The sequence below is a fragment of the Paenibacillus dendritiformis genome (assembly GCF_945605565.1).
Lineage (GTDB): Bacteria > Bacillota > Bacilli > Paenibacillales > Paenibacillaceae > Paenibacillus_B > Paenibacillus_B dendritiformis_A.
The window spans coordinates 6,629,502-6,651,657 of sequence record NZ_OX216966.1 but is presented as its reverse complement, the minus strand read 5'-3'; the positions used below and the strand labels follow the sequence as shown (position 1 = coordinate 6,651,657).

The following is a 22,156-nucleotide window of genomic DNA, read 5'->3' as shown; positions in this document are numbered from 1 at the left end:
GTGTGAAGTGCAACAGCGGCGAACTCTAGTACAAATTAAGGAGGGTCGCTCCTTGATGGACGTCAACAATTTTGAATATATGAAGATTGGGCTCGCCTCTCCCGACAAGATTCGCTCTTGGTCCCGTGGCGAAGTCAAGAAGCCGGAGACGATCAACTACCGCACGCTCAAGCCGGAAAAAGAAGGCCTGTTCTGCGAAAAGATCTTCGGACCGACGAAAGACTGGGAATGTCACTGCGGCAAATATAAGCGGGTGCGCTACAAAGGCGTCGTCTGTGATCGATGCGGCGTTGAAGTTACGCGCCAGAAAGTGCGCCGCGAACGGATGGGCCATATCGAATTGGCTGCTCCCGTCTCGCATATTTGGTATTTCAAGGGCATTCCGAGCCGTATGGGCTTGGCCCTCGACATGTCGCCCCGTTCGCTGGAAGAGATTATTTACTTCGCCTCCTATGTTGTGACGGATCCGGGCGATACGCCGCTGGAGAAGAAGCAGCTGTTGTCGGAGAAGGAATACCGCAGCTACCGCGAGAAGTACGGCCATGCATTCCAGGCCGGCATGGGCGCGGAAGCTGTCAAGAAGCTGCTGCAGGATCTGGACGTGGAAAAAGAGCTGGCGATGCTGAAGGAAGAGCTGCGCACGGCCCAAGGCCAACGCCGCAACCGCGCGATTAAGCGTCTGGAAGTCATCGAGGCATTCCGCAATTCGGGCAATGCGCCGGAATGGATGATCCTCGACGTGCTGCCGGTCATTCCGCCGGAGCTTCGTCCGATGGTTCAATTGGACGGCGGACGCTTCGCGACCTCCGACTTGAACGATCTGTACCGCCGCGTCATCAACCGGAACAACCGCCTCAAGCGGCTGCTCGATCTGGGCGCGCCGGACATCATCGTGCAGAACGAGAAGCGGATGCTGCAGGAAGCCGTCGATGCTCTGATCGACAACGGGCGCCGCGGCCGTCCGGTTACCGGACCGGGGAACCGTCCGCTCAAGTCGCTCAGCCATATGCTCAAAGGAAAGCAAGGCCGCTTCCGTCAGAACCTGCTCGGGAAGCGCGTTGACTATTCCGGACGTTCTGTTATCGTCGTCGGCCCGTATTTGAAGATGTATCAATGCGGTCTGCCGAAGGAAATGGCCTTGGAGCTGTTCAAGCCTTTCGTCATGAAAGAGCTCGTGAACAAAGGCTTGGCGCATAACATCAAGAGCGCGAAGCGCAAAGTCGAGCGCGTCAGTCCGGAAGTATGGGACGTCCTTGAAGAAGTGATCCGCGAGCATCCGGTTCTGTTGAACCGCGCTCCGACGCTTCACCGTCTCGGTATCCAGGCGTTCGAGCCAATCCTTGTCGAAGGCCGCGCGATCCGTCTTCACCCGCTCGTCTGTACGGCGTACAACGCCGACTTCGACGGCGACCAGATGGCGGTTCACGTGCCGTTGTCCGCGGAAGCGCAAGCGGAAGCCCGCCTGCTCATGCTGGCGTCCGGCAACATCTTGAACCCGAAAGACGGCAAACCGGTCGTTACACCATCCCAGGATATGGTTCTCGGATCGTTCTACCTGACGATGGACAACAAGGAAGCCAAAGGCTCCGGCATGATCTTCGCCTCTGTCAATGAAGCGGTATCCGCCTACCAGCGCGGAACGGCCTCCTTGCATGCGCGCGTCGTCATTCCGGCCAAGGCGCTGAACAAGACCTCGTTCACGGATAAGCAGCAGGAAGCGCTGCTCGTGACGACAGTGGGACGTATCATTTTCAATGAAATATTCCCGCCGGAATTCCCTTATATCAACGAGCCTACTAAGCGCAACTTGTTCGAGGGAACGCCGGATCTCTACTTTATTCATGAAAAGGGCGCGAATATTCAGGAGATTCTCCAGAGCATTCCGCAATCGGGTGCGGTAGGCAAAGACTATCTCGGTCAAATTATTGCCCGCTGCTTCGATATATTCCATACGACGCTTACTTCGGTCATCCTGGACCGTATCAAGCAGATTGGATTCACGTACTCCACCCGTGCAGGCATTACGATCGCGGTCGCGGACGTTATCGTGCCGCAGGAGAAGGTGGAGATCCTCAAGGAGTCCGAAGAGAAGGTCAAGGTGATTACGAATCAATACCGTCGCGGTCTGATTACGAACGACGAGCGGTATGACCGTGTTATCGAGATCTGGTCGGATACGAAGGACCGCATCACGGAGATCCTCATGAAATCGATGGACCGCTATAACTCCATCATGCTCATGGTCGATTCCAAGGCGCGGGGTAACAAATCGCAGATTACCCAGCTCGGCGGGATGCGCGGTCTCATGGCGAACCCGTCCGGACGGATTATTGAATTGCCAATCAAATCCAACTTCCGCGAAGGCCTTACCGTCTTGGAGTACTTCATCTCGACGCACGGCGCGCGGAAAGGTCTCGCCGATACCGCGCTTCGTACGGCGGACTCGGGTTACTTGACCCGCCGTCTCGTCGACGTCGCGCAGGACGTGATCGTGCGCGAGGACGATTGCGGCACGGACAAAGGCTTCCTCGTCAGCAATATTTCTGACGGCAAGGAAGTTATCGAAGGCTTGTATGACCGTATCGAGGGACGTTATTCGTTCGAGACGGTGCGTCATCCGGAGACGGGCGAAGTACTGGTGAACCGGAACGAGCTTATCGATACCGACAAGGCCGAAGCCATCGTCAATGCCGGCGTGAAGAAGCTCATGATTCGCTCTGTGCTCAGCTGCCGCGCCCGTCACGGCGTCTGCAAAATCTGCTACGGCCGCAACTTGGCGACAGGCAAGCACGTTGAGATCGGGGAAGCGGTAGGCATTATCGCCGCGCAATCGATCGGTGAGCCGGGAACCCAGCTCACGATGCGTACGTTCCATACCGGGGGCGTCGCAGGAGACGATATTACCCAAGGTTTGCCGCGTATCCAGGAGTTGTTCGAAGCGCGCAATCCGAAGGGGCAAGCGATCATTTCCGAGATCGACGGCGTCGTCAAGGAGATCCGCGAAGCGAAGGACCGCCGCGAGGTAGAGGTTCAAGGCGAAGCGGAGACCAAAGTATATTCCGTTACGTACGGCTCCCGTATCCGTGTCACCGAAGGCATGGCCATCGAAGCCGGGGACGAGATTACGGACGGCTCCATCGACCCGAAAGAGATGCTGCGCATCAAAGGTATCCGCGGCGTGCAGAACTACATTCTTCAGGAAGTTCAGCGCGTATACCGGAACCAAGGGGTAGAAATCAACGACAAGCACGTTGAGGTCATGATTAAGCAGATGCTGCGGAAGATCCGCATCGTCGACGCGGGAGACACGACACTTCTGCCTGGCTCGTACGTCGACCTTCATGAATACGAAGCAGCGAACAAGGAAGCGATCCTGTCCGGCAAAGAGCCGGCTGTCGCCAAGCCGGTGCTGCTCGGTATTACGAAGGCGTCGCTGGAGACCGATTCCTTCCTGTCAGCCGCATCGTTCCAGGAGACGACACGTGTCCTGACCGACGCTGCCATCAAGGGCAAGGTCGACCAGCTGCTCGGCCTGAAGGAGAATGTCATCATCGGGAAGCTGATCCCGGCTGGTACCGGCATGAACCGCTACCGCAGCGTGAAGCTGATCAACCCGCTGATGGAAGAAGAGACGGAAGAAGCGCTTGACACCGCCGGTGTCGGCGTCGCCGAATAATAGAATCGTGCGAACATGCCGCCGGCCGCCCGCTTGAGGGGCGGCCTGGCGGCATGCTTCACGGTGCCGTTTTAGGGCTCTCTTTCAACTCAAAATAATTTCTTGACACATGAAATCTAAAGTGCTACTATATCGTAGTGTGCCCAAGGCAATGACCTGTACTTTTGGAGGAACATGATTCATGTCTTATGATAAAGGGTTACAGGATGAGAAGATTAAGATTGGGACCAAGCAGACACTGAAGATCGTAGAGCAAGGCTTGGCCGCCGAGGTGTATGTGGCGGAAGACGCCGATGCGCGGGTGACTTCGAAGATTATCACGCTGTGCGAGAAGCAGGGCATCAAGCTGACGTATGTGGCGACGATGCGCGATCTCGGCAAGGCGTGCGGCATCGAGGTCGGCGCAGCTGCAGTGGCTGTCGTTAACGCGAATTGAGAAGCAAACCTATTGTTTTTGTCGAAGGGGAAGTCCTATGGCAAAAACATTTCATTTGTTCATTTATGAACCACCTGGATCTGTGGGCTTAAGTGAATGAATTGTAAAAGGTGTTGAAACTTATAGGAAGGGGGTGCCAACATGCCAACAATTAACCAATTGGTACGTAAAGGCCGCAAAGACAAAGTAACAAAATCCAAGTCCCCAGCTTTGCAAAGAGGATACAACGCTCTGAAGCGTGAAGAAACGGATTTGAGCGCGCCTCAAAAACGCGGTGTCTGCACTCGTGTAGGTACGATGACACCGAAGAAACCGAACTCTGCACTTCGTAAGTATGCCCGTGTTCGCTTGACGAACCGTGTTGAGGTTACTGCTTACATCGGAGGTATCGGCCACAACCTGCAGGAGCACAGCGTTGTACTCGTGCGCGGGGGCCGGGTTAAGGACCTTCCAGGGGTTCGTTACCACATCGTTCGCGGTGCATTGGATACTGCTGGGGTGAACAACCGCATGCAAGCTCGTTCCAAGTACGGTACGAAGCGTCCGAAAGCGAAGAAATCCTAATCGCGATCACCGGGAATAGGGTAGTACATCTATCTTGTTCCGTTACAGAGAGAGACGCTTTCCTCGGGAGAGGAAGACGGACTCGCTTCTGCTTGTGAAGTTATTTGGAAAGGGGGATTCACATGCCACGCAAAGGTCCAGTTCCTAAGCGCGACGTGCTGCCGGATCCGGTGTATAACAGCAAGCTGGTTACTCGCCTGATTAACCGCATCATGATCGACGGTAAACGTGGTGTTGCTCAAACTATTCTATATGATTCTTTCGCGGTCATTCAAGAACGCACGGGGAAAGATCCTATGGAAGTGTTTGAAGCAGCATTGAAGAATATCATGCCGGTCCTTGAAGTTAAGGCTCGCCGTGTCGGCGGTTCGAACTATCAAGTGCCTATCGAAGTGAAGCCGGAGCGCCGCACTTCGTTGGGATTGCGCTGGTTGGTCAACTACTCTCGCAACCGCGGAGAGAAGACCATGCAAGAACGTCTGGCAGCAGAGATCATCGATGCTTCCAACAATACAGGCGCTGCTGTTAAGAAGCGCGAAGATACGCATAAAATGGCTGAAGCAAACAAAGCGTATGCTCACTACCGCTGGTAGGATTCAGCTGAGCAGGTCTCGATTATTGAGTTACCTAACCCAATTTGAAGGGAGATCACTCCATGGCAAGACAGTTCTCCTTGGCAAATACGCGTAATATCGGGATTATGGCTCACATCGATGCCGGTAAAACAACGACAACGGAGCGTATTCTGTTCTACACCGGTCGTACTCATAAGATTGGTGAAACCCATGAAGGTTCCGCGACAATGGACTGGATGGCGCAAGAACAAGAGCGCGGTATTACGATTACATCGGCGGCAACGACCGCACAATGGAAAGGTCACCGCGTTAACATTATCGACACTCCGGGCCACGTTGACTTTACGGTAGAGGTTGAGCGTTCCCTTCGCGTATTGGACGGAGCCGTAGGCGTTTTCTCTGCAAAAGAAGGCGTTGAGCCACAATCCGAGACGGTATGGCGTCAAGCCGACCGTTACGGCGTACCTCGTATTGCTTACGTCAACAAAATGGACATCATTGGCGCTGACTTCCTTAATGTCATCGAGTCCATGAAAGACCGTTTGCAAGCGAATGCCGTGGCGCTTCAGTTGCCTATCGGCGCAGAGAATGATTTCGTAGGTATCGTCGATTTGATGACGGAAAAAGCGTACATCTTCAAAGACGATCTCGGAAAAGAAATCGAAGAGACGGAAATTCCGGCTGAGTTGAAAGACAAAGCGGAAGAACTCCGTCTGGAATTGATTGAGAAGATTGCAGAGCTCGACGAAGACTTGACAATGAAATACCTTGAAGGCGAAGAGATTACAGTTCCTGAACTGAAAGCCGCTCTCCGCAAAGGGGTATGCAATGTTCAAATCTTCCCGGTTGTCTGCGGTTCTTCCTACCGCAACAAAGGCGTTCAGATGATGATCGACGCTGTTGTCGACTACCTCCCGTCTCCATTGGATGTGCCTGATATTCAAGGCCATCTCGAAGACGGAACGGAATCGGTTCGTCATTCTTCGGACGAAGAGCCGTTCTCGGCACTTGCGTTCAAGATTATGACAGACCCTTACGTTGGTAAGCTGACATTCTTCCGCGTATACTCTGGCGTATTGAACTCCGGTTCTTACGTATTGAATGCAACGAAGGGCAAGCGCGAGCGCATCGGCCGTATCCTGCAAATGCACGCGAACAGCCGTGAAGAAATTGATATCGTCTACTCCGGCGACATCGCGGCTGCCGTTGGCTTGAAAGATACGGGCACAGGCGACACGCTGTGCGACGAGAAACATCCGATTATTCTGGAATCCATGAACTTCCCTGAGCCGGTTATCCATATCGCCGTTGAGCCGAAGACCAAAGCGGACCAAGACAAACTTGGCGTCGCCTTGGCGAAGCTGACGGAAGAGGATCCAACGCTCCGCGCTCACACGGACGAAGAGACAGGTCAAACGATCCTGGGCGGTATGGGTGAGCTTCACCTTGACGTCATCATCGACCGTATGCGCCGCGAGTTCAAAGTGGAAACGAATATCGGTAATCCGCAAGTTGCTTATCGTGAAACATTCCGTACACCTGCACGGGTTGAAGGTAAGTTCGTGCGTCAGTCTGGTGGTCGCGGTCAATACGGTCACGTATGGATCGAGTTCGCACCACAAGAGCCAGGCGCAGGATTTGCATTCGAGAACAAGATCGTCGGTGGGGTTGTACCGCGCGAATACATTGCGCCGGTACAAGCGGGAATCGAAGAAGCGATGCAGAACGGTGTCTTGGCCGGTTATCCGCTCGTAGACATCAAAGCAACGATCGTGGACGGTTCTTACCACGATGTCGACTCCAGTGAGATGGCGTTTAAGATTGCCGGTTCCATGGCGCTTAAAGCAGCGAAGGAGAAGTGTAATCCTGTTCTTCTCGAGCCAATCATGAAGGTCGAAGTTACCGTGCCAGAAGAGTACATGGGCGACGTAATGGGTATGCTGAACTCCCGTCGCGGTCGCATCGAAGGTATGGATTCCCGTGCAGGCGCACAGATTATCCGTGCCAAGGTGCCTCTCGCAGAGATGTTCGGATATTCCACAACGCTTCGTTCCGGTACGCAAGGCCGCGGTGTATTCTCGATGGAAATTTCTCACTATGAAGAAGTTCCGCGGAATATCTCGGAAGAGATCATTTCGAAGAGCAAAGGCGTGTAATTCGCCGACCTGATGTTTGCAACGGCTGGCGCACATGACAAGTCATGTGCCCGCCGCAACATACTTATTCCACTTATTAAGGAGGAACTGGTTCAAATGGCAAAGGCTAAGTTTGAACGTACGAAACCGCACGTTAACATCGGTACGATCGGTCACGTTGACCATGGTAAAACGACTTTGACAGCTGCAATCACGACAGTATTGACGAAAAAGTATGGCGGTGGCAGCGCAATCGCCTACGACCAAATCGACAAAGCTCCAGAAGAGCGCGAGCGCGGTATCACAATCTCGACGTCCCACGTTGAGTATGAGTCCGCTACTCGTCACTACGCACACGTAGACTGCCCAGGTCACGCCGACTACGTTAAGAACATGATCACGGGTGCTGCTCAAATGGACGGCGCAATTCTCGTCGTATCCGCAGCTGACGGCCCAATGCCGCAAACTCGTGAGCACATCTTGCTCTCCCGCCAAGTAGGCGTACCTTACATCGTCGTATTCATGAACAAATGCGACATGGTTGAAGACGAAGAGTTGCTCGAACTGGTAGAAATGGAAATTCGCGACCTTCTGAGCGAATACGAATTCCCAGGCGACGACACTCCAATCGTTCGCGGTTCTGCGCGTGAAGCGTTGCAAAACCCAGACGGCCCTTGGGCTGACAAAATCACCGAGCTGTTCGATCAAATCGACACTTACATCCCAACTCCAGAGCGCGACACTGACAAGCCTTTCCTGATGCCTGTCGAGGACGTATTCTCCATCACAGGCCGCGGTACGGTTGCTACTGGCCGTGTTGAGCGTGGTACGGTTAAAGTTGGCGACGAGATCGAAATCGTTGGTATCCAAGAAGAAACGAAAAAATCCGTTGTTACGGGCGTTGAAATGTTCCGTAAGCTTCTGGATTCCGCTCAAGCGGGCGACAACATCGGCGCATTGCTCCGTGGTGTTGACCGTAAAGAAATCGAGCGCGGTCAAGTATTGGCTAAGCCAGGCTCCGTTAAGCCGCACACTGAGTTCACTGCTCAAGTGTACGTATTGACCAAAGAAGAAGGTGGCCGTCATAAGCCTTTCTTCACTGGCTACCGTCCACAATTCTACTTCCGTACAACGGACGTAACAGGTATCATTGACCTGCCAGAAGGCACGGAAATGGTTATGCCTGGCGACAACATCACCGTTACTGTAAATCTGATCGCTCCTATCGCGATCGAAGAAGGTACTCGCTTCGCTATCCGCGAAGGTGGCCGTACAGTAGGTGCAGGTGCGGTTGCATCCATCATTAAATAATGAACTGCCGGCGCGAGCCGGCGGTCCCCGGCCCTTCATTCTTCGGAATGAGGGGCTTTTTCATACGATCGGCCGTCCTTTCCCGGGCTGTTCACGGAATTGACGATGTGCGGCATGTCTGCGAATGACATCGATTATATACTCTGTATAGATCGGCAATGTACAATATTATTGGAAAAATCGAGCATTCTGCAGAGGCCATGCGCGTATCGAAGAGAAAGGGAAAGGATGAGAAGCACCAAAGATGTGGAGAAGACTCAGAACTCATTTACATTCAAGACGTTCGGCCGCGGCCGGGCAGGCTGCCGCACCGCAGCGCGACAGGTGGAATATGCAGGATGACGGACAACCGGTCCATGGAGAGATTCGCCTGCCTTCGGGCCATCCGCTGTACGGTCAAATCAGGTTGAGCGGCCTGACCGAAGCCGATTTGACACTGCTCCGACGCATTCAGCCTCATATTCTTCCTTATATGAAGGATGTCACCCGCACTTTTTACTCCCAAATTACCGATATTAACGAACTTCGGGATATGATCATGGCCCACAGCACCCTGGAACGATTGCAGTCGACGCTGGAACGGCATGTAAGCGAGATGTTCAACGGGCTTATCGATCACGCCTATATAATGAAGAGAATCAAAATCGCCGAGATGCACCGGCAGATCGGATTGGAGACAAAATGGTATATCGGGGCGTTCCAAACCCTTCAGAACGAATTGACGGCTATTCTCTACATTCATATCGGCGAGGAGGCGAGGAGAATCGAAGCCATCCTGGCCGTTAATCGCATTCTGAGCCTGGAGCTGCAGCTCGTCGTGCAAGCATATGAAGAGCGGAGCCGGATGGAACGGGAGCAGAGCTACCAGGAGGTGAAGGAGGAGCTGAAAGGAAGCGTCTCGCAGTTAAGCGGGGAGCTGGCCCGCTTGACAACGGACACGAATGAGACGATATTGCAGTTCACGCGGAAAGGACTGGAAATGAAGGACAAGATCGCTCTGACCACACAATCCGCCACCAAGACGCAGGACAAGGCGCACAGGGGAATGGAACGAATGGTTCAATTTTCGGACGGGATCCGGGATATCGATCTTAATGCGCAGGAGATGCAGTCTCAGATCACGGAATTGAAGAATACAGCGCTCCGGATCCGCTCGATTGTAGGCGCCGTGAAGGAGATAGCCGACCAGACAGGGCTGCTGGCGCTGAATGCATCCATCGAGGCCGCAAGGGCGGGAGAGCAGGGCGCCGGATTTGCGATCGTGGCGAAGGAAGTAAGCAAGCTGGCCGCTCATACGAAGGATACGGTGGCCGACATCGAAGAGCTTATGGGCAACTCCACGCTGGCAACGAACGCGGTTGTTCACCGGATCCGGCTGGTGAAGGACAACGTTGCGGCCGTGCATGAGCAGGCGGATGGAACGAAGGAGGCCTTCGGCGACATTGTGCGGCAGGCCGTTCAGAGCGTGCAGGAGTTGGAACGCTTCATGGCGCAAATGCAATCGCTGCAGGCGATGACGGATAACATCGTACAAGCTACGAACGAGGTGGCCGCTTCGGCAGAGAGGCTGAATGAGACCGCGCTTCATTTGTAATCAAATCTATCGTCATAGGTCCTCCTATTATATAGAGAGAATCAATATATTGAACGAGCAAATTGGCGTACCGGACGTCTGAAAATACCCGATGCGGACGCTGTTCCGGCATGGTAAGGACTGTTACGAAAACAGTTATGAAAAAAGCTTGCAAAAGCCGGGACATTTATTTATAATAGTGAATGTTGTTCGTCGACGTTGCGATGAAGTGAGAGGTTACCGACACACCCGGCCCCTTTGCCATGGCGGTGCGGTCGGAAAATTTTCACGGAGTATGTCCGATGCAAAATTGGGCGATAAAAGGAGGGACTAAAATGGCAAAGCAAAAAATTCGTATCCGCTTGAAAGCATACGATCACAGAATTCTTGATCAATCCGCTGAGAAAATCGTTGAGACGGCAAAACGTTCCGGTGCAGGAGTATCCGGGCCAATCCCGTTGCCAACGGAGAAGCAAGTTATCACGATTCTTCGTGCGGTGCACAAGTACAAGGATTCCCGCGAGCAGTTCGAAATGCGCACGCATAAGCGCCTGATCGACATCGTGAATCCAACGCCGCAAACGGTGGATGCGCTGATGCGTCTGGACTTGCCGTCCGGTGTAGATATCGAAATTAAGCTGTAAGCTTTGCATTACATTGATTCGGATTAAGGAACGAAAAGAGGTGTCAACATGAAAGGTATCTTAGGTAAAAAGCTCGGCATGACTCAAGTGTTTACCCCAGAAGGTAACGTAGTGCCGGTAACTGTTATCGAAGCAGGTCCTTGCGTCGTTCTTCAAAAGAAAGACGTTGAGAACGACGGTTATGAAGCTATCCAAATCGGCTATGCTGATAAAAAAGCAAAAAGATCGACGAAGCCGGAAGTCGGCCACGCGAAGAAAGCTAACACAACGCCTAAGCGCTACGTAAAAGAACTTCGTGGTGTGGATCTTTCTCAATTCGAAGTTGGCCAGGAGCTGAAGGCCGACATCTTTGCAGAAGGTGAATTCGTTGACGTTACAGGTATCTCCAAAGGTAAAGGATTCGCAGGCGTAATCAAGCGCTGGGGACAAAGCCGCGGACCAATGTCTCACGGCTCCCGTTATCACCGCGGTCCTGGTTCCATGGGTTCCATCCAAGCGAACCGCGTGCCTAAAGGCAAACGCCTGCCAGGCCACATGGGAAGCGAAACCGTAACGATTCAAAACCTCGAAGTTGTGAAAGTGGATGCAGAACGCAATGTCATCCTCGTTAAAGGTTCCATTCCGGGTCCGAGAAACAGCTTCGTTAACGTTAAGCAAGCTATCAAAAAGTAATCCGTAAGGAAAGGAGGAGCTCAGAATGCCAAAAGTAGCAGTATACAACATCAGCGGTGCGCAAGTCGGCGAGATCGAACTGGCTGACACGGTATTCGGTATCGAACCGAACAAGCACGTGCTTCATGATGCGGTTGTTATGCAGCTTGCATCGATGCGTCAAGGTACGCACAAAGTGAAAACCCGTTCTGAAGTTAGCGGTGGTGGCCGCAAACCTTGGAAACAAAAAGGAACTGGACGCGCGCGTCAAGGATCCATTCGTTCGCCACAATGGAAAGGCGGCGGTACGGTATTCGGTCCGACACCACGCAGCTATGCGTATAAGCTTCCTAAGAAAGTACGCCGTCTGGCAATCAAATCCGCACTGTCTTCCAAAGTTCTGGCAGAGCAAATCATCGTATTGGATCAATTGACGATGAATGCGCCGAAGACGAAGGAATTCGCTGCAATCTTGAACAATCTGAAAGTGGACCGCAAAGCGTTGGTCGTTGTCCCTGAGTACAATGACAACGTGGCACTCTCCGCTCGCAACATTCCTTCTGTGAAGCTCGTTGCAGCTGACGGTGTGAACGTATATGACGTGCTTCGCCATGAGAAGCTCATCATTACGAAGGATGCGGTTCAGAAGGTAGAGGAGGTGTTCGCGTAATGAAAGACCCTCGCGATATCATTAAGCGTCCTATCATCACTGAACGCACAGCCGACATGATGAACGACCTGAAATATGTATTTGAAGTCGATATCCGTGCGAATAAGACGGAAATCAAGCAAGCCGTTGAGTCGATTTTCAAAGTTAAGGTAGCGAACGTGAACACGCTTCGCGTGCCAGCCAAGCCGAAGCGCTATGGCCGCTACTCCGGATATACAACCGAATGGAAGAAAGCATTTGTCACGCTGGCGAAAGACAGCAAGCCTCTTGAATTCTTCGAAACGGTATAATGACACACTCGTAAAGTAAGGAGGGAAAACCAGTGCCTATCAAAAAGTACAAACCGACATCTCCGGCTCGTCGTGGTATGAGCGTATCTACGTTCGAAGAGATCACAACAAATGTGCCAGAGAAGTCCCTGCTTGCTCCTTTGAGCAAAAAAGCAGGACGTAACAGCCAAGGAAAAATTACGGTTCGTCACCGTGGCGGCGGACATAAGCGTAAATACCGGATCATCGACTTCAAACGCAACAAGGATGGCATTCCAGGCCGCGTTGCTACGATTGAATACGATCCGAACCGTACGTCCAACATCGCGTTGATTCATTATGCAGATGGTGAGAAGCGTTACATCCTCGCGCCAAAAGGTCTGAAAGTGAACGACGTGATCGTATCGGGTCCTGGAGCGGACATCAAGACAGGCAATGCAATGCCGCTTGAGAACATTCCAGTAGGTACAGTTATCCACAACATCGAGTTGAAGCCAGGCAAGGGCGGCCAGCTGGTTCGCGCAGCGGGAACGGAAGCTCAATTGCTCGGTAAAGAAGATAAATATGTAACGGTTCGCCTGTCCTCTGGCGAAGTTCGCAAGGTCCTCAAAGTGTGCCGCGCGACAATCGGTTCCGTCGGCAACGGCGACCATGAGCTTATCAAAATCGGTAAAGCCGGCCGCAGCCGCTGGTTGGGCAAGCGTCCTACCGTTCGCGGTGTCGTCATGAACCCGGTTGATCACCCTCACGGTGGTGGTGAAGGTAAAGCTCCTATCGGCCGCAAAACGCCTATGTCTCCATGGGGCAAACCGACGCTCGGTTACAAAACGCGTAAAAAAGGTAAGCATTCCGATAAATATATCGTACGTCATCGCACGAAATAATATTTACCCGACTGCATACTCTGCGGCGTAACGCACGCAAGCATAAGGTTTTGTGAAGGGAGGATTCACACATGGGTCGCAGTTTGAAAAAAGGACCATTCGTCGATGGTCATTTGATGAAGAAAGTCGAGCAAATGAACGAGTCCAACAAGAAGGCTGTTGTTAAGACTTGGTCGCGCCGCTCCACGATTTTCCCTCAATTCATCGGTCATACGTTCGGTGTATATGATGGACGCAAGCACGTGCCAGTGTACGTGACGGAAGATATGGTCGGACACAAGCTCGGCGAATTTGCGCCGACACGCACGTACAAAGGCCACACGAACGACGACAAAAAAACAAGACGCTAATTTTGACTATATAGCATTTGAGGGGAGGTACTTCCATGCAAGCGAAGGCACATGCGAATAATGTTCGCATTTCTCCGCGCAAGGTCAAGCTGGTGATTGACTTGATCCGCGGCAAGCAAGTGGGCGAAGCGATTGCGATTCTGCGCCACACGCCTAAATCGGCATCTCCGGTAGTGGAGAAGCTGCTCAACTCGGCGATTGCCAATGCAGAACATAACTATCAAATGGACGTGAACAAGCTCGTAGTTGAGCAAGTGTACGTGAACCAAGGTCCTACTTTGAAACGATTCCGTCCGCGCGCTATGGGACGTGCAAGCCGTATCAATAAGAGAACCAGCCACATTTCCATCGTGGTATCTGAAAAATAAGGAGGGATAACGAGTGGGTCAAAAGGTAAATCCAGTCGGACTTCGAGTTGGTATCATCCGTGATTGGGAATCCAAGTGGTACGCGGAAAAAGACTTCGGTACCTTGCTTATCGAAGACGTAAAGATTCGTGAGTATTTGAAAAACAAATTGAAGGATGCAGCCGTATCCCGCATCGAAATCGAACGCGCGGCTAACCGCGTGAACGTGACGATTCACACAGCTAAGCCGGGCATGGTCATCGGTAAAGGCGGTTCCGAAGTTGAAGCCCTTCGTCGCGAAGTAACAACTATCGCTGGCGGCAAAAAAGTGCACATCAACATTTCGGAAATCAAAACTCCAGATTTGGATGCAATCCTCGTCGCTGAGAGCATTGCACAACAACTGGAGCGCCGCGTATCGTTCCGTCGCGCTCTGAAACAAGCGCTTCAACGCTCGATGCGTGCTGGTGCAAAAGGAATCAAAACTGCAGTTAGCGGTCGTCTGGGCGGTGCTGAAATCGCTCGTTCGGAAGGTTACAGCGAAGGGACTGTGCCACTTCATACGCTTCGCGCTGACATTGACTACGGCACAGCGGAAGCACATACTACTTACGGCCGTCTGGGCGTAAAAGTATGGATCTATCGTGGAGAGGTACTTCCTACGGCTAAGAAAAAGGCTGCTCAGGAAGGAGGCAACTAATCATGTTGGTACCTAAACGTGTAAAACACCGCAAGCAATTCAAAGGACGCTTGAAAGGTCAAGCGAAAGGCGGCACAACGCTTAACTTTGGCGATTTCGGTCTCCAAGCATTGGAACCGACGTGGATCACGAACCGTCAAATCGAGGCTGCCCGTATCGCGATGACTCGTTACATCAAGCGTGGCGGTAAAGTATGGATTAAAATTTTCCCTGACAAACCAATCACGGCGAAGCCGCTTGAGGTTCGGATGGGTAGCGGTAAAGGTAACGTTGAGAAATGGGTAGCTGTGGTTAAACCAGGCAAGATCATGTTCGAACTTTCTGGTGTCTCCGAGGAAGTAGCTCGCGAAGCAATGCGTCTTGCCGCTCACAAGCTGCCAGTCAAGACGAAGTTCGTGAAACGTGAAGAAATGGGTGGTGAAGCATAATGAAAGCTAGTGAATTCCGCAACTTGACCACTGCTGAAATTGAACAAAAGATTGCCGGATTCAAGGAAGAACTTTTCAACCTCCGTTTCCAATTGGCTACCGGACAGCTTGACAACCCGACTCGTATCCGTGATGTACGCAAAGCGATTGCTCGCGCACATACGGTTCTTCGTGAAAGAGAACTTGGGATTACTAGTTAATCGACCTTGATGTCGAATCGGAATATAGAGATCCTGTATGCAGGAAGGAGGCCCAACACTCATGAGTGAACAACGTAACGCTCGTAAAGTGCAAGTCGGCAAAGTCGTCAGCGATAAAATGGACAAAACCGTCGTCGTCGCGGTCGAAACATACAAGAAGCATGACCTGTATCACAAGCGCATCCGTTATACGAAGAAGTTCAAAGCGCATGATGAGAACAACGAAGCAAAAATCGGCGATACTGTGAAAATCATGGAGACTCGCCCGTTGTCGAAAGACAAGCGCTGGAGACTCGTTGAAATCGTAGAAAAAGCAGTCATCGTTTAAGCAGCGAATAGCTTCAACGAAAGGAGGACAATCGAATGATTCAACCATTCACACGTTTGAAGGTCGCAGATAACTCTGGTGCGAAAGAATTGATGTGTATTCGCGTGTTGGGCGGAACCGGACGCAAAGCGGCCCACATTGGTGATTTGATCGTATGTTCTGTAAAACAAGCAACACCAGGCGGCGTTGTCAAAAAGGGCGACGTTGTAAGAGCTGTAATCGTTCGTACGAAGCGCTCCGTTCGTCGGAAAGATGGTTCTTACATCTCGTTTGACGAAAACGCGGCAGTTATCGTAAAAGAAGACAAGGGCCCACGCGGAACTCGTATTTTCGGACCGGTTGCTCGTGAACTTCGCGAGAAAGACTTCATGAAAATCGTTTCCCTGGCTCCGGAAGTGATCTAATCAACTTGCCGGCCAGGCAAGATGCAGGAGGTGTGACACATGCCACGACTGAAGAAAATTCTCGAGTCGCATAACAATAAGCTGCACGTGAAGAAGGACGATACAGTCATCGTCATCACGGGTAAGGACAAAGGTAAAAAAGGCCGCGTTATTGCTGCGTATCCGCGCGAGAACCGTGTTCTCGTTGAAGGAGTCAACATGGTGAAGAAGCACCAGAAGCCGAACGCTGCGAATCCGCAAGGCGGTATCATCGAGCAAGAAGCGCCTATCCACGCATCCAACGTCATGCACGTGGATCCGAAGTCCGGTAAAGTAACGCGCATCGGTTACAAAGTGGAGAACGGCAAAAAAGTGCGCGTCGCTAAGCGCTCTGGCGCAATCATCGACTAATCGCTAAGAAAGGAGGTCAGTGCCTTATGGCAGCTCGTCTGAAAGAACGTTACTTGAACGAAGTTACTCCTGCGCTGATGCAGAAGTTCAACTATACATCCGTTATGCAGGTACCAAAAGTGGAGAAAGTCGTCATCAACATGGGTATGGGTGAGGCTGTTCAAAACTCCAAAGTTTTGGATTCGGCTGTTGCTGAACTGCAATTGATCGCGGGTCAAAAACCAGTAATTACACGTGCGAAGAAGTCTATCGCAGGCTTTAAGCTTCGTGAAGGAATGCCGATTGGTGTGAAAGTGACTTTGCGCGGTGAGCGCATGTATCACTTCCTGGACAAATTGTTCAACGTCACGCTTCCTCGTGTCCGTGACTTCCACGGTATCTCGAACAAAGCATTTGACGGCCGCGGCAACTACACGCTTGGTCTGAAGGAGCAAATCATCTTCCCTGAGATCGAGTACGATCAAGTAGACAAAGTGCGCGGTATGGACATCGTTGTCGTAACGACGGCGAAAACGGACGAAGAGTCCCGCGAATTGTTGACGCAACTCGGCATGCCTTTCGCGAAGTAATTCGCGTCGAAGGCGAACAAGGTAATACGAACGGAACGATTCCATGAATCGATATCTTGGACACGATTTAGGAGGTGTCAACTCACGTGGCAAAAACTTCGATGAAAATCAAGCAACAACGCAAACCGAAGTTTCAAGTACGGGCATACACACGCTGTGAACGCTGCGGCCGTCCACACTCTGTATTACGTAAGTTTAAAATTTGCAGAATTTGTTTCCGCGAATTGGCATACAAAGGCCAGATTCCTGGCGTTAAAAAAGCTAGCTGGTAATCAACCCTGTTGCGGGAAGGAGGTTTACACTAATGGTTATGTCCGATCCGATTGCTGATATGCTTACACGCATTCGCAATGCTAACACAGTACGTCATGAGACCGTGGAGATGCCTGCTTCGACGATGAAGAAGCAAATTGCTGAAATCTTGAAGCGCGAAGGATTTATCCGCGATGCAGAATATATCGAAGACAACAAACAAGGGCTTATCCGCATTTTCCTGAAATATGGTGCCGACAACGAGCGTGTCATCACAGGCTTGAAGCGCATCAGTAAGCCAGGACTGCGCGTGTACACGAAGTCCACTGAGGTGCCACGCGTTCTGGGTGGCCTCGGGATTGCTATCATCTCGACGTCCAAGGGCGTTATGACTGACAAAGAAGCTCGCCAAGCAAAAACTGGCGGCGAGGTTGTCTGCTACGTTTGGTAAACCATTCGCATAAGATTGGAGGTGCAACAACATATGTCTCGTATTGGTCGTAAGCCAATTACAGTTCCAGGCGGCGTCACTGTCACTCTGGACAATAGCGTGATTACTATCAAAGGACCAAAAGGAAGCTTATCCCGTGAAATTCATAAGGACATGAAAGTGTCCGTTGAAGAGAACGTGATTCATGTTGAGCGTCCTTCTGACAATAAACTTCACCGTTCTTTGCACGGCACGACTCGCAGCATCATCAGCAACATGGTTAACGGAGTAACGGAAGGTTTCTCCAAAACATTGGAGCTCGTTGGTGTTGGTTATCGTGCGAACAAGACCGGCAACAAACTCGTGTTGAACGTCGGATACTCCCATCCGGTTGAGATTACACCAGAAGAGGGCATCGAGTTCGAATTGCCTGCTCAGACGAAAATTATCGTCAAAGGCATCGACAAAGAGCGCGTTGGTGAATATGCGGCAAAAATCCGCTCCGTACGTGAACCAGAACCTTACAAAGGCAAAGGGATCAAGTACGAAGGCGAGCGCATTCTCCGCAAAGAAGGTAAAGCAGGCAAGAAGAAATAAACTCTTGCCTAGCTCGCTTGTCTTAGCAGCTTAACGGTTATTCCGAAGGGAGTGAATCAATCAGATGATTACTAAGGCGAATAAAAATAAAGCGCGTTTGAAAAGACATCTTCGTGTTCGCAAGAAAATCGAAGGTACGACAGCACGTCCGCGTTTGAACGTATTCCGTTCCTCCAAGCACATCTACGCTCAGGTTATCGATGATGTAAAAGGCGTAACAATCGCAGCTGCATCGACGATGGATAAAGAGCTTCGCGAAGAGATCAAGAACGGCGGCAGTGTAGAAGCTGCAAGCAAAGTAGGCGAATTGATCGCAAAACGCGCCAAGGCGCAAGGGTACGACAATGTCGTATTCGACCGCGGCGGTTACTTGTATCATGGCCGAATTCAAGCATTGGCTGAAGCAGCACGCGAAGCCGGCCTTGAATTCTAAGAATTCAATCGAAGGAGGTAAACGACTTGCGAGTTGATCCTAACACGTTAGAACTTTCTGAAAAAGTTGTGCAAATTAACCGTGTTGCTAAAGTCGTTAAAGGCGGACGCCGCTTTAGCTTTAGCGCACTCGTAGTCGTCGGCGATGGCAAAGGCTGGGTTGGTGCAGGCATCGGTAAAGCATCCGAAGTACCTGACGCAATCCGCAAAGGCATCGAAGACGCGAAAAAGAATCTCATCCATGTTCCGTTCGTGAACACGACGATTCCTCACCAAGTCATCGGACATTTCGGCGCAGGCAGAGTTCTCTTGAAGCCAGCATCCGAAGGTACGGGGGTTATCGCTGGTGGTCCAGTACGTGCCGTGTTGGAATTGGCGGGAGTAGGCGATATCTTGACGAAATCGCTTGGTTCCTCGAACTCCATCAACATGGTCAACGCGACGCTCGAAGGTCTGTCCCGTCTGAAGACGGCAGAGCAAGTAGCGAAACTGCGCGGCAAATCCGTTGAGGAACTGTTAGGATAAGGAGGGGACGACAATGGCGAAGTTGCAAATTACCCTCGTTCGCAGTCTGATCGGCCGCCCAGAAACGCATCGTACAACGGTGAACACATTGGGTCTACGCAAAATCAATCAGACGGTTGTTCATGACGACAACGCAGCGATCCGCGGAATGGTGAACCAAGTGAAGCACTTGGTTGACGTCAAAGAAGTCGAAGCGTAAGCTTCCTTCATGCATGCTTCATACGCAACGCACGCAATAGCGACAACAAATAGCAGAGTCATAAATAACTAAGGAGGTGCGACGAACGATGAAGTTGAATGAACTTACTCCGGCTCCTGGCTCCCGTAAAGAGAGCAAGCGCCGCCTTGGACGCGGTATCGGTACTGGTAACGGGAAGACGGCAGGCCGCGGTCACAAAGGTCAAAACGCTCGTTCCGGTGGTGGTGTTCGTCCAGGCTTCGAAGGCGGACAAAACCCACTGTACCGTCGTTTGCCAAAACGCGGATTCATCAACCCAACTCGTAAAGAGTATGCGGTAGTGAATGTTACGGAATTGAACCGCTTCGAGGCTGGTACTGAAGTTACTCCGGAACTGTTGATGGAACAAGGCATCGTGAAAAACCCAATGAGCGGAATCAAAGTATTGGGCAACGGTGATTTGACTGTCAAGCTGACAGTGAAAGCGAACAAGTTCTCTCAATCTGCGGTGGAGAAGATCGAGGCTGCCGGCGGCAAATCCGAGGTGATTTAATGTTTAAGACCGTATCGAATATATGGCGAGTCGAAGATCTGAGACGTAGAATCCTTTTTACGCTCTTGGTCTTGATCGTTTATCGCATCGGATCCTTTGTCCCGGTACCCGGTGTGGATACATCGGTTTTTGCTAATGCCAATCAGGGCACGGAGCTGTTCGGCTTCCTGAACACGTTCTCCGGCGGCGCGTTGTTTAAATTCTCCATCTTTGCGCTTGGTATATTTCCGTATATCACGGCGTCCATCATCATGCAGTTGCTGACGATGGATGTTGTGCCGAAATTCGCCGAATGGGCCAAAGAAGGAGAAGTGGGCAAGAAGAAAATTGCCCAAATGACGCGTTATGGCACCGTGGTTCTGGGTCTGATCCAAGCATTCGGTACAGCGATTGGTTTTAACCGGCTATATGGCTTGGAGCTCGTTCCGAACGCCACGTACGCGGATTACATCCTAATCGCCATCGTATTGACGGCGGGTACAGCGTTCCTGATGTGGCTTGGCGAGCAGATTACGGAGAAGGGAATCGGCAACGGGATTTCCATTATCATCTTCTCCGGTATCGTGTCAGGTATTCCGACGCATATCCAGGAGATCGCGCAGAGCCAGTTCATTGACGGCAATCAGCTGTTCTTAAACATCATTAAGATGATCATCATTGCGCTGTTCATCGTTCTCATCATCGTCGGGGTTATCTACATTCAGCAAGGTAACCGCAAAATTCCGGTCCAGTACGCGAAGCGTGTGGTCGGGAACAAAATGTACGGCGGACAAAATACGCATATTCCGTTGAAAGTCAACGGGGCAGGGGTTATTCCGGTCATCTTTGCGTCATCGCTGCTGATGTTCCCTGCTACGATTGCCCAGTTCTGGGCGGATAAAGCGTGGGCTAAATGGATAATCACCCATATGATGATCGATAAACCGCTGGGCATGGTGTTATACGTGCTCATGATTATCGGCTTCACGTTCTTCTACACGTTCGTGCAGTTGAACCCGCAACAAATGGCGGATCAAATGAAAAAGAACGGTGGTTATATCCCGGGCATCCGTCCAGGGAAAGCGACAGCCACATATTTGACGCGGGTCATGACTCGCATCACGCTGGCCGGCGCCATCTTCCTGGCGGTGGTATCCATTATACCGGTGTTCTTCGGATCACTCGCCGGATTGCCTCGTTCCGTTCAAATCGGCGGAACTTCGCTTCTCATCGTCGTCGGCGTCGCGCTTGACACGATGAAGCAAATTGAAAGCCAATTGATTAAACGCCATTACAAAGGTTTCATCAATAAATAGGCAATAGGTTCTGATGAAGCCTTGTGCTCATCGGCACCTATTGTGCTGTTTCTTGTATAGCAGAGGCTTAACGAATGGCATCGAAGCACCCCACTTCCGGCGAAGTTAAGCCTGTGCTTGCATAAAGGGGAGTGACATTCGATGAACATTCTATTCATGGGGCCTCCTGGGGCAGGGAAAGGGACGCAGGCCGAACGCATTGTTGCCGAGTTCGGCATCCCCCATATTTCGACGGGTGATGCGTTCCGCAAAGCGATGAACGAAGGCACCCCTATCGGGTTGAAAGCCAAGCAGTACATCGATCAAGGTCTGCTCGTTCCCGATGACGTGACCGTGGGCATCGTTCGCGAACGGCTCGCGCAGCCGGATTGCGAAGCAGGCTTCCTGCTGGACGGCTTCCCGCGCACATTGGCGCAAGCCGATGCGCTGGACGGCATCCTGACGGAGCTCGGCCGCAAGCTGGACCACGTCATTAATCTGAGCGTTGACCGCGATTTATTGCTGGCTCGTCTTACGGGACGACGTATCTGCAAGTCTTGCGGCGCGACGTACCATGTCATATTTAACCCGCCTACACAAGCAGGCGTTTGCGATAAGTGCCAAGGTGAGCTGTACCAGCGCTCGGATGATACCGAGGAGAAGGTCGGCACGCGCCTTGACGAATATATCAACAAAACGGCTCCTTTACTCGAATACTATGGGAACAAGGGCTTGTTGCGTCAGGTTGACGGGGAGAAGGAAATCGATACGGTGGCGTCTGAAATCGTATCTTTACTGCGAGGTTAAAAAG

30 protein-coding genes are annotated in these 22,156 nt (G+C 51.7%); all 30 read left to right on the top strand.

All coding sequences use genetic code 11. The features are described 5' to 3' along the window. Positions 1–52: 52 nt before the first annotated feature. The 30 genes from rpoC (at position 53) to NNL35_RS29830 (ending at position 22,152) form a co-directional block, all read left to right on the top strand. Positions 53–3,676 (top strand): DNA-directed RNA polymerase subunit beta', encoded by a 3,624-nt coding sequence (gene rpoC, locus NNL35_RS29975; RefSeq protein ID WP_006676483.1) that lies wholly within the window; start codon positions 53–55, stop codon positions 3,674–3,676. Positions 3,677–3,857: 181 nt separating this feature from the next. After that, positions 3,858–4,112: a ribosomal L7Ae/L30e/S12e/Gadd45 family protein gene (locus NNL35_RS29970; protein WP_006676484.1), complete on the top strand. Its 255-nt coding sequence runs from the start codon at positions 3,858–3,860 to the stop codon at positions 4,110–4,112. A 141-nt stretch (positions 4,113–4,253) separates the two neighbouring features. Beyond that, positions 4,254–4,676, top strand: coding sequence for a 30S ribosomal protein S12 (rpsL, locus tag NNL35_RS29965; RefSeq protein WP_006676485.1), 423 nt, complete (start codon positions 4,254–4,256; stop codon positions 4,674–4,676). Between the two features lie 122 nt (positions 4,677–4,798). Beyond that, the gene (gene rpsG, locus NNL35_RS29960) at positions 4,799–5,269 is read left to right on the top strand and encodes a 30S ribosomal protein S7 (RefSeq protein ID WP_006676486.1); all 471 of its coding nucleotides are present in this window, start codon (positions 4,799–4,801) and stop codon (positions 5,267–5,269) included. A gap of 62 nt (positions 5,270–5,331) precedes the next feature. Further along, positions 5,332–7,407 carry an elongation factor G gene (gene fusA / locus NNL35_RS29955; protein ID WP_006676487.1) on the top strand — a complete coding sequence of 692 codons (2,076 nt, stop codon included), beginning with the start codon at positions 5,332–5,334 and terminating at the stop codon, positions 7,405–7,407. A 96-nt stretch (positions 7,408–7,503) separates the two neighbouring features. Further along, positions 7,504–8,697, top strand: coding sequence for an elongation factor Tu (gene tuf / locus NNL35_RS29950; protein ID WP_006676488.1), 1,194 nt, complete (start codon positions 7,504–7,506; stop codon positions 8,695–8,697). A 244-nt stretch (positions 8,698–8,941) separates the two neighbouring features. Beyond that, positions 8,942–10,291, top strand: a complete 1,350-nt coding sequence (locus tag NNL35_RS29945) for a globin-coupled sensor protein (RefSeq protein ID WP_100226307.1) — start codon at positions 8,942–8,944, stop codon at positions 10,289–10,291. Positions 10,292–10,605: 314 nt separating this feature from the next. Further along, the gene (rpsJ, locus tag NNL35_RS29940) at positions 10,606–10,914 is read left to right on the top strand and encodes a 30S ribosomal protein S10 (RefSeq protein WP_006676490.1); all 309 of its coding nucleotides are present in this window, start codon (positions 10,606–10,608) and stop codon (positions 10,912–10,914) included. 48 nt (positions 10,915–10,962) lie between these two features. Further along, positions 10,963–11,586 carry a 50S ribosomal protein L3 gene (rplC, locus tag NNL35_RS29935; RefSeq protein ID WP_006676491.1) on the top strand — a complete coding sequence of 208 codons (624 nt, stop codon included), beginning with the start codon at positions 10,963–10,965 and terminating at the stop codon, positions 11,584–11,586. 25 nt (positions 11,587–11,611) lie between these two features. Then, complete coding sequence (rplD, locus tag NNL35_RS29930; protein ID WP_006676492.1) at positions 11,612–12,235, top strand: 50S ribosomal protein L4; 624 nt, start codon at positions 11,612–11,614, stop codon at positions 12,233–12,235. Continuing rightward, complete coding sequence (rplW, locus tag NNL35_RS29925) at positions 12,235–12,525, top strand: 50S ribosomal protein L23 (protein WP_006676493.1); 291 nt, start codon at positions 12,235–12,237, stop codon at positions 12,523–12,525. Before rplD ends, rplW begins: the two co-directional genes overlap by 1 nt. A gap of 32 nt (positions 12,526–12,557) precedes the next feature. After that, positions 12,558–13,388 (top strand): 50S ribosomal protein L2, encoded by an 831-nt coding sequence (gene rplB / locus NNL35_RS29920; RefSeq protein WP_006676494.1) that lies wholly within the window; start codon positions 12,558–12,560, stop codon positions 13,386–13,388. 71 nt (positions 13,389–13,459) lie between these two features. Then, positions 13,460–13,738, top strand: a complete 279-nt coding sequence (rpsS, locus tag NNL35_RS29915) for a 30S ribosomal protein S19 (protein WP_006284347.1) — start codon at positions 13,460–13,462, stop codon at positions 13,736–13,738. Positions 13,739–13,773: 35 nt separating this feature from the next. Next, on the top strand, positions 13,774–14,106 hold the full coding sequence (gene rplV, locus NNL35_RS29910; RefSeq protein ID WP_006676495.1) for a 50S ribosomal protein L22: 333 nt from the start codon (positions 13,774–13,776) through the stop codon (positions 14,104–14,106). 13 nt (positions 14,107–14,119) lie between these two features. Beyond that, a complete protein-coding gene (rpsC, locus tag NNL35_RS29905; protein ID WP_006676496.1) occupies positions 14,120–14,785 on the top strand; it encodes a 30S ribosomal protein S3 in 666 nt (221 codons plus the stop codon). A gap of 2 nt (positions 14,786–14,787) precedes the next feature. After that, positions 14,788–15,213, top strand: coding sequence for a 50S ribosomal protein L16 (gene rplP / locus NNL35_RS29900; protein ID WP_006676497.1), 426 nt, complete (start codon positions 14,788–14,790; stop codon positions 15,211–15,213). Beyond that, positions 15,213–15,413, top strand: a complete 201-nt coding sequence (gene rpmC / locus NNL35_RS29895) for a 50S ribosomal protein L29 (protein ID WP_006676498.1) — start codon at positions 15,213–15,215, stop codon at positions 15,411–15,413. The genes rplP and rpmC overlap by 1 nt, the downstream gene beginning before the upstream one ends. 61 nt (positions 15,414–15,474) lie before the next feature. Continuing rightward, the gene (gene rpsQ / locus NNL35_RS29890) at positions 15,475–15,741 is read left to right on the top strand and encodes a 30S ribosomal protein S17 (protein ID WP_006676499.1); all 267 of its coding nucleotides are present in this window, start codon (positions 15,475–15,477) and stop codon (positions 15,739–15,741) included. 35 nt (positions 15,742–15,776) lie between these two features. Further along, the gene (gene rplN, locus NNL35_RS29885) at positions 15,777–16,145 is read left to right on the top strand and encodes a 50S ribosomal protein L14 (RefSeq protein ID WP_006676500.1); all 369 of its coding nucleotides are present in this window, start codon (positions 15,777–15,779) and stop codon (positions 16,143–16,145) included. A gap of 39 nt (positions 16,146–16,184) precedes the next feature. Next, entirely contained in the window at positions 16,185–16,535 is a 351-nt protein-coding gene (rplX, locus tag NNL35_RS29880) for a 50S ribosomal protein L24 (RefSeq protein ID WP_006676501.1), read from the top strand. A gap of 26 nt (positions 16,536–16,561) precedes the next feature. Continuing rightward, positions 16,562–17,104 (top strand): 50S ribosomal protein L5, encoded by a 543-nt coding sequence (gene rplE / locus NNL35_RS29875; protein WP_006676502.1) that lies wholly within the window; start codon positions 16,562–16,564, stop codon positions 17,102–17,104. 86 nt (positions 17,105–17,190) lie between these two features. Next, complete coding sequence (locus tag NNL35_RS29870) at positions 17,191–17,376, top strand: type Z 30S ribosomal protein S14 (RefSeq protein ID WP_006676503.1); 186 nt, start codon at positions 17,191–17,193, stop codon at positions 17,374–17,376. Positions 17,377–17,408: 32 nt separating this feature from the next. Beyond that, a complete protein-coding gene (gene rpsH / locus NNL35_RS29865) occupies positions 17,409–17,807 on the top strand; it encodes a 30S ribosomal protein S8 (protein WP_006676504.1) in 399 nt (132 codons plus the stop codon). A gap of 33 nt (positions 17,808–17,840) precedes the next feature. Next, positions 17,841–18,383: a 50S ribosomal protein L6 gene (gene rplF / locus NNL35_RS29860; RefSeq protein ID WP_006676505.1), complete on the top strand. Its 543-nt coding sequence runs from the start codon at positions 17,841–17,843 to the stop codon at positions 18,381–18,383. 64 nt (positions 18,384–18,447) lie between these two features. Then, positions 18,448–18,816, top strand: a complete 369-nt coding sequence (gene rplR, locus NNL35_RS29855) for a 50S ribosomal protein L18 (protein WP_006676506.1) — start codon at positions 18,448–18,450, stop codon at positions 18,814–18,816. A 26-nt stretch (positions 18,817–18,842) separates the two neighbouring features. Continuing rightward, positions 18,843–19,340, top strand: a complete 498-nt coding sequence (gene rpsE, locus NNL35_RS29850; RefSeq protein WP_006284361.1) for a 30S ribosomal protein S5 — start codon at positions 18,843–18,845, stop codon at positions 19,338–19,340. 13 nt (positions 19,341–19,353) lie between these two features. Continuing rightward, a complete protein-coding gene (gene rpmD, locus NNL35_RS29845; RefSeq protein ID WP_006676507.1) occupies positions 19,354–19,539 on the top strand; it encodes a 50S ribosomal protein L30 in 186 nt (61 codons plus the stop codon). 88 nt (positions 19,540–19,627) lie between these two features. After that, positions 19,628–20,071 carry a 50S ribosomal protein L15 gene (gene rplO, locus NNL35_RS29840; protein WP_040730938.1) on the top strand — a complete coding sequence of 148 codons (444 nt, stop codon included), beginning with the start codon at positions 19,628–19,630 and terminating at the stop codon, positions 20,069–20,071. Next, on the top strand, positions 20,071–21,366 hold the full coding sequence (gene secY, locus NNL35_RS29835) for a preprotein translocase subunit SecY (RefSeq protein WP_006676510.1): 1,296 nt from the start codon (positions 20,071–20,073) through the stop codon (positions 21,364–21,366). The genes rplO and secY overlap by 1 nt, the downstream gene beginning before the upstream one ends. Positions 21,367–21,507: 141 nt before the next feature. After that, positions 21,508–22,152, top strand: a complete 645-nt coding sequence (locus NNL35_RS29830) for an adenylate kinase (protein WP_006676511.1) — start codon at positions 21,508–21,510, stop codon at positions 22,150–22,152. The last annotated feature ends 4 nt before the right edge of the window (positions 22,153–22,156 follow it).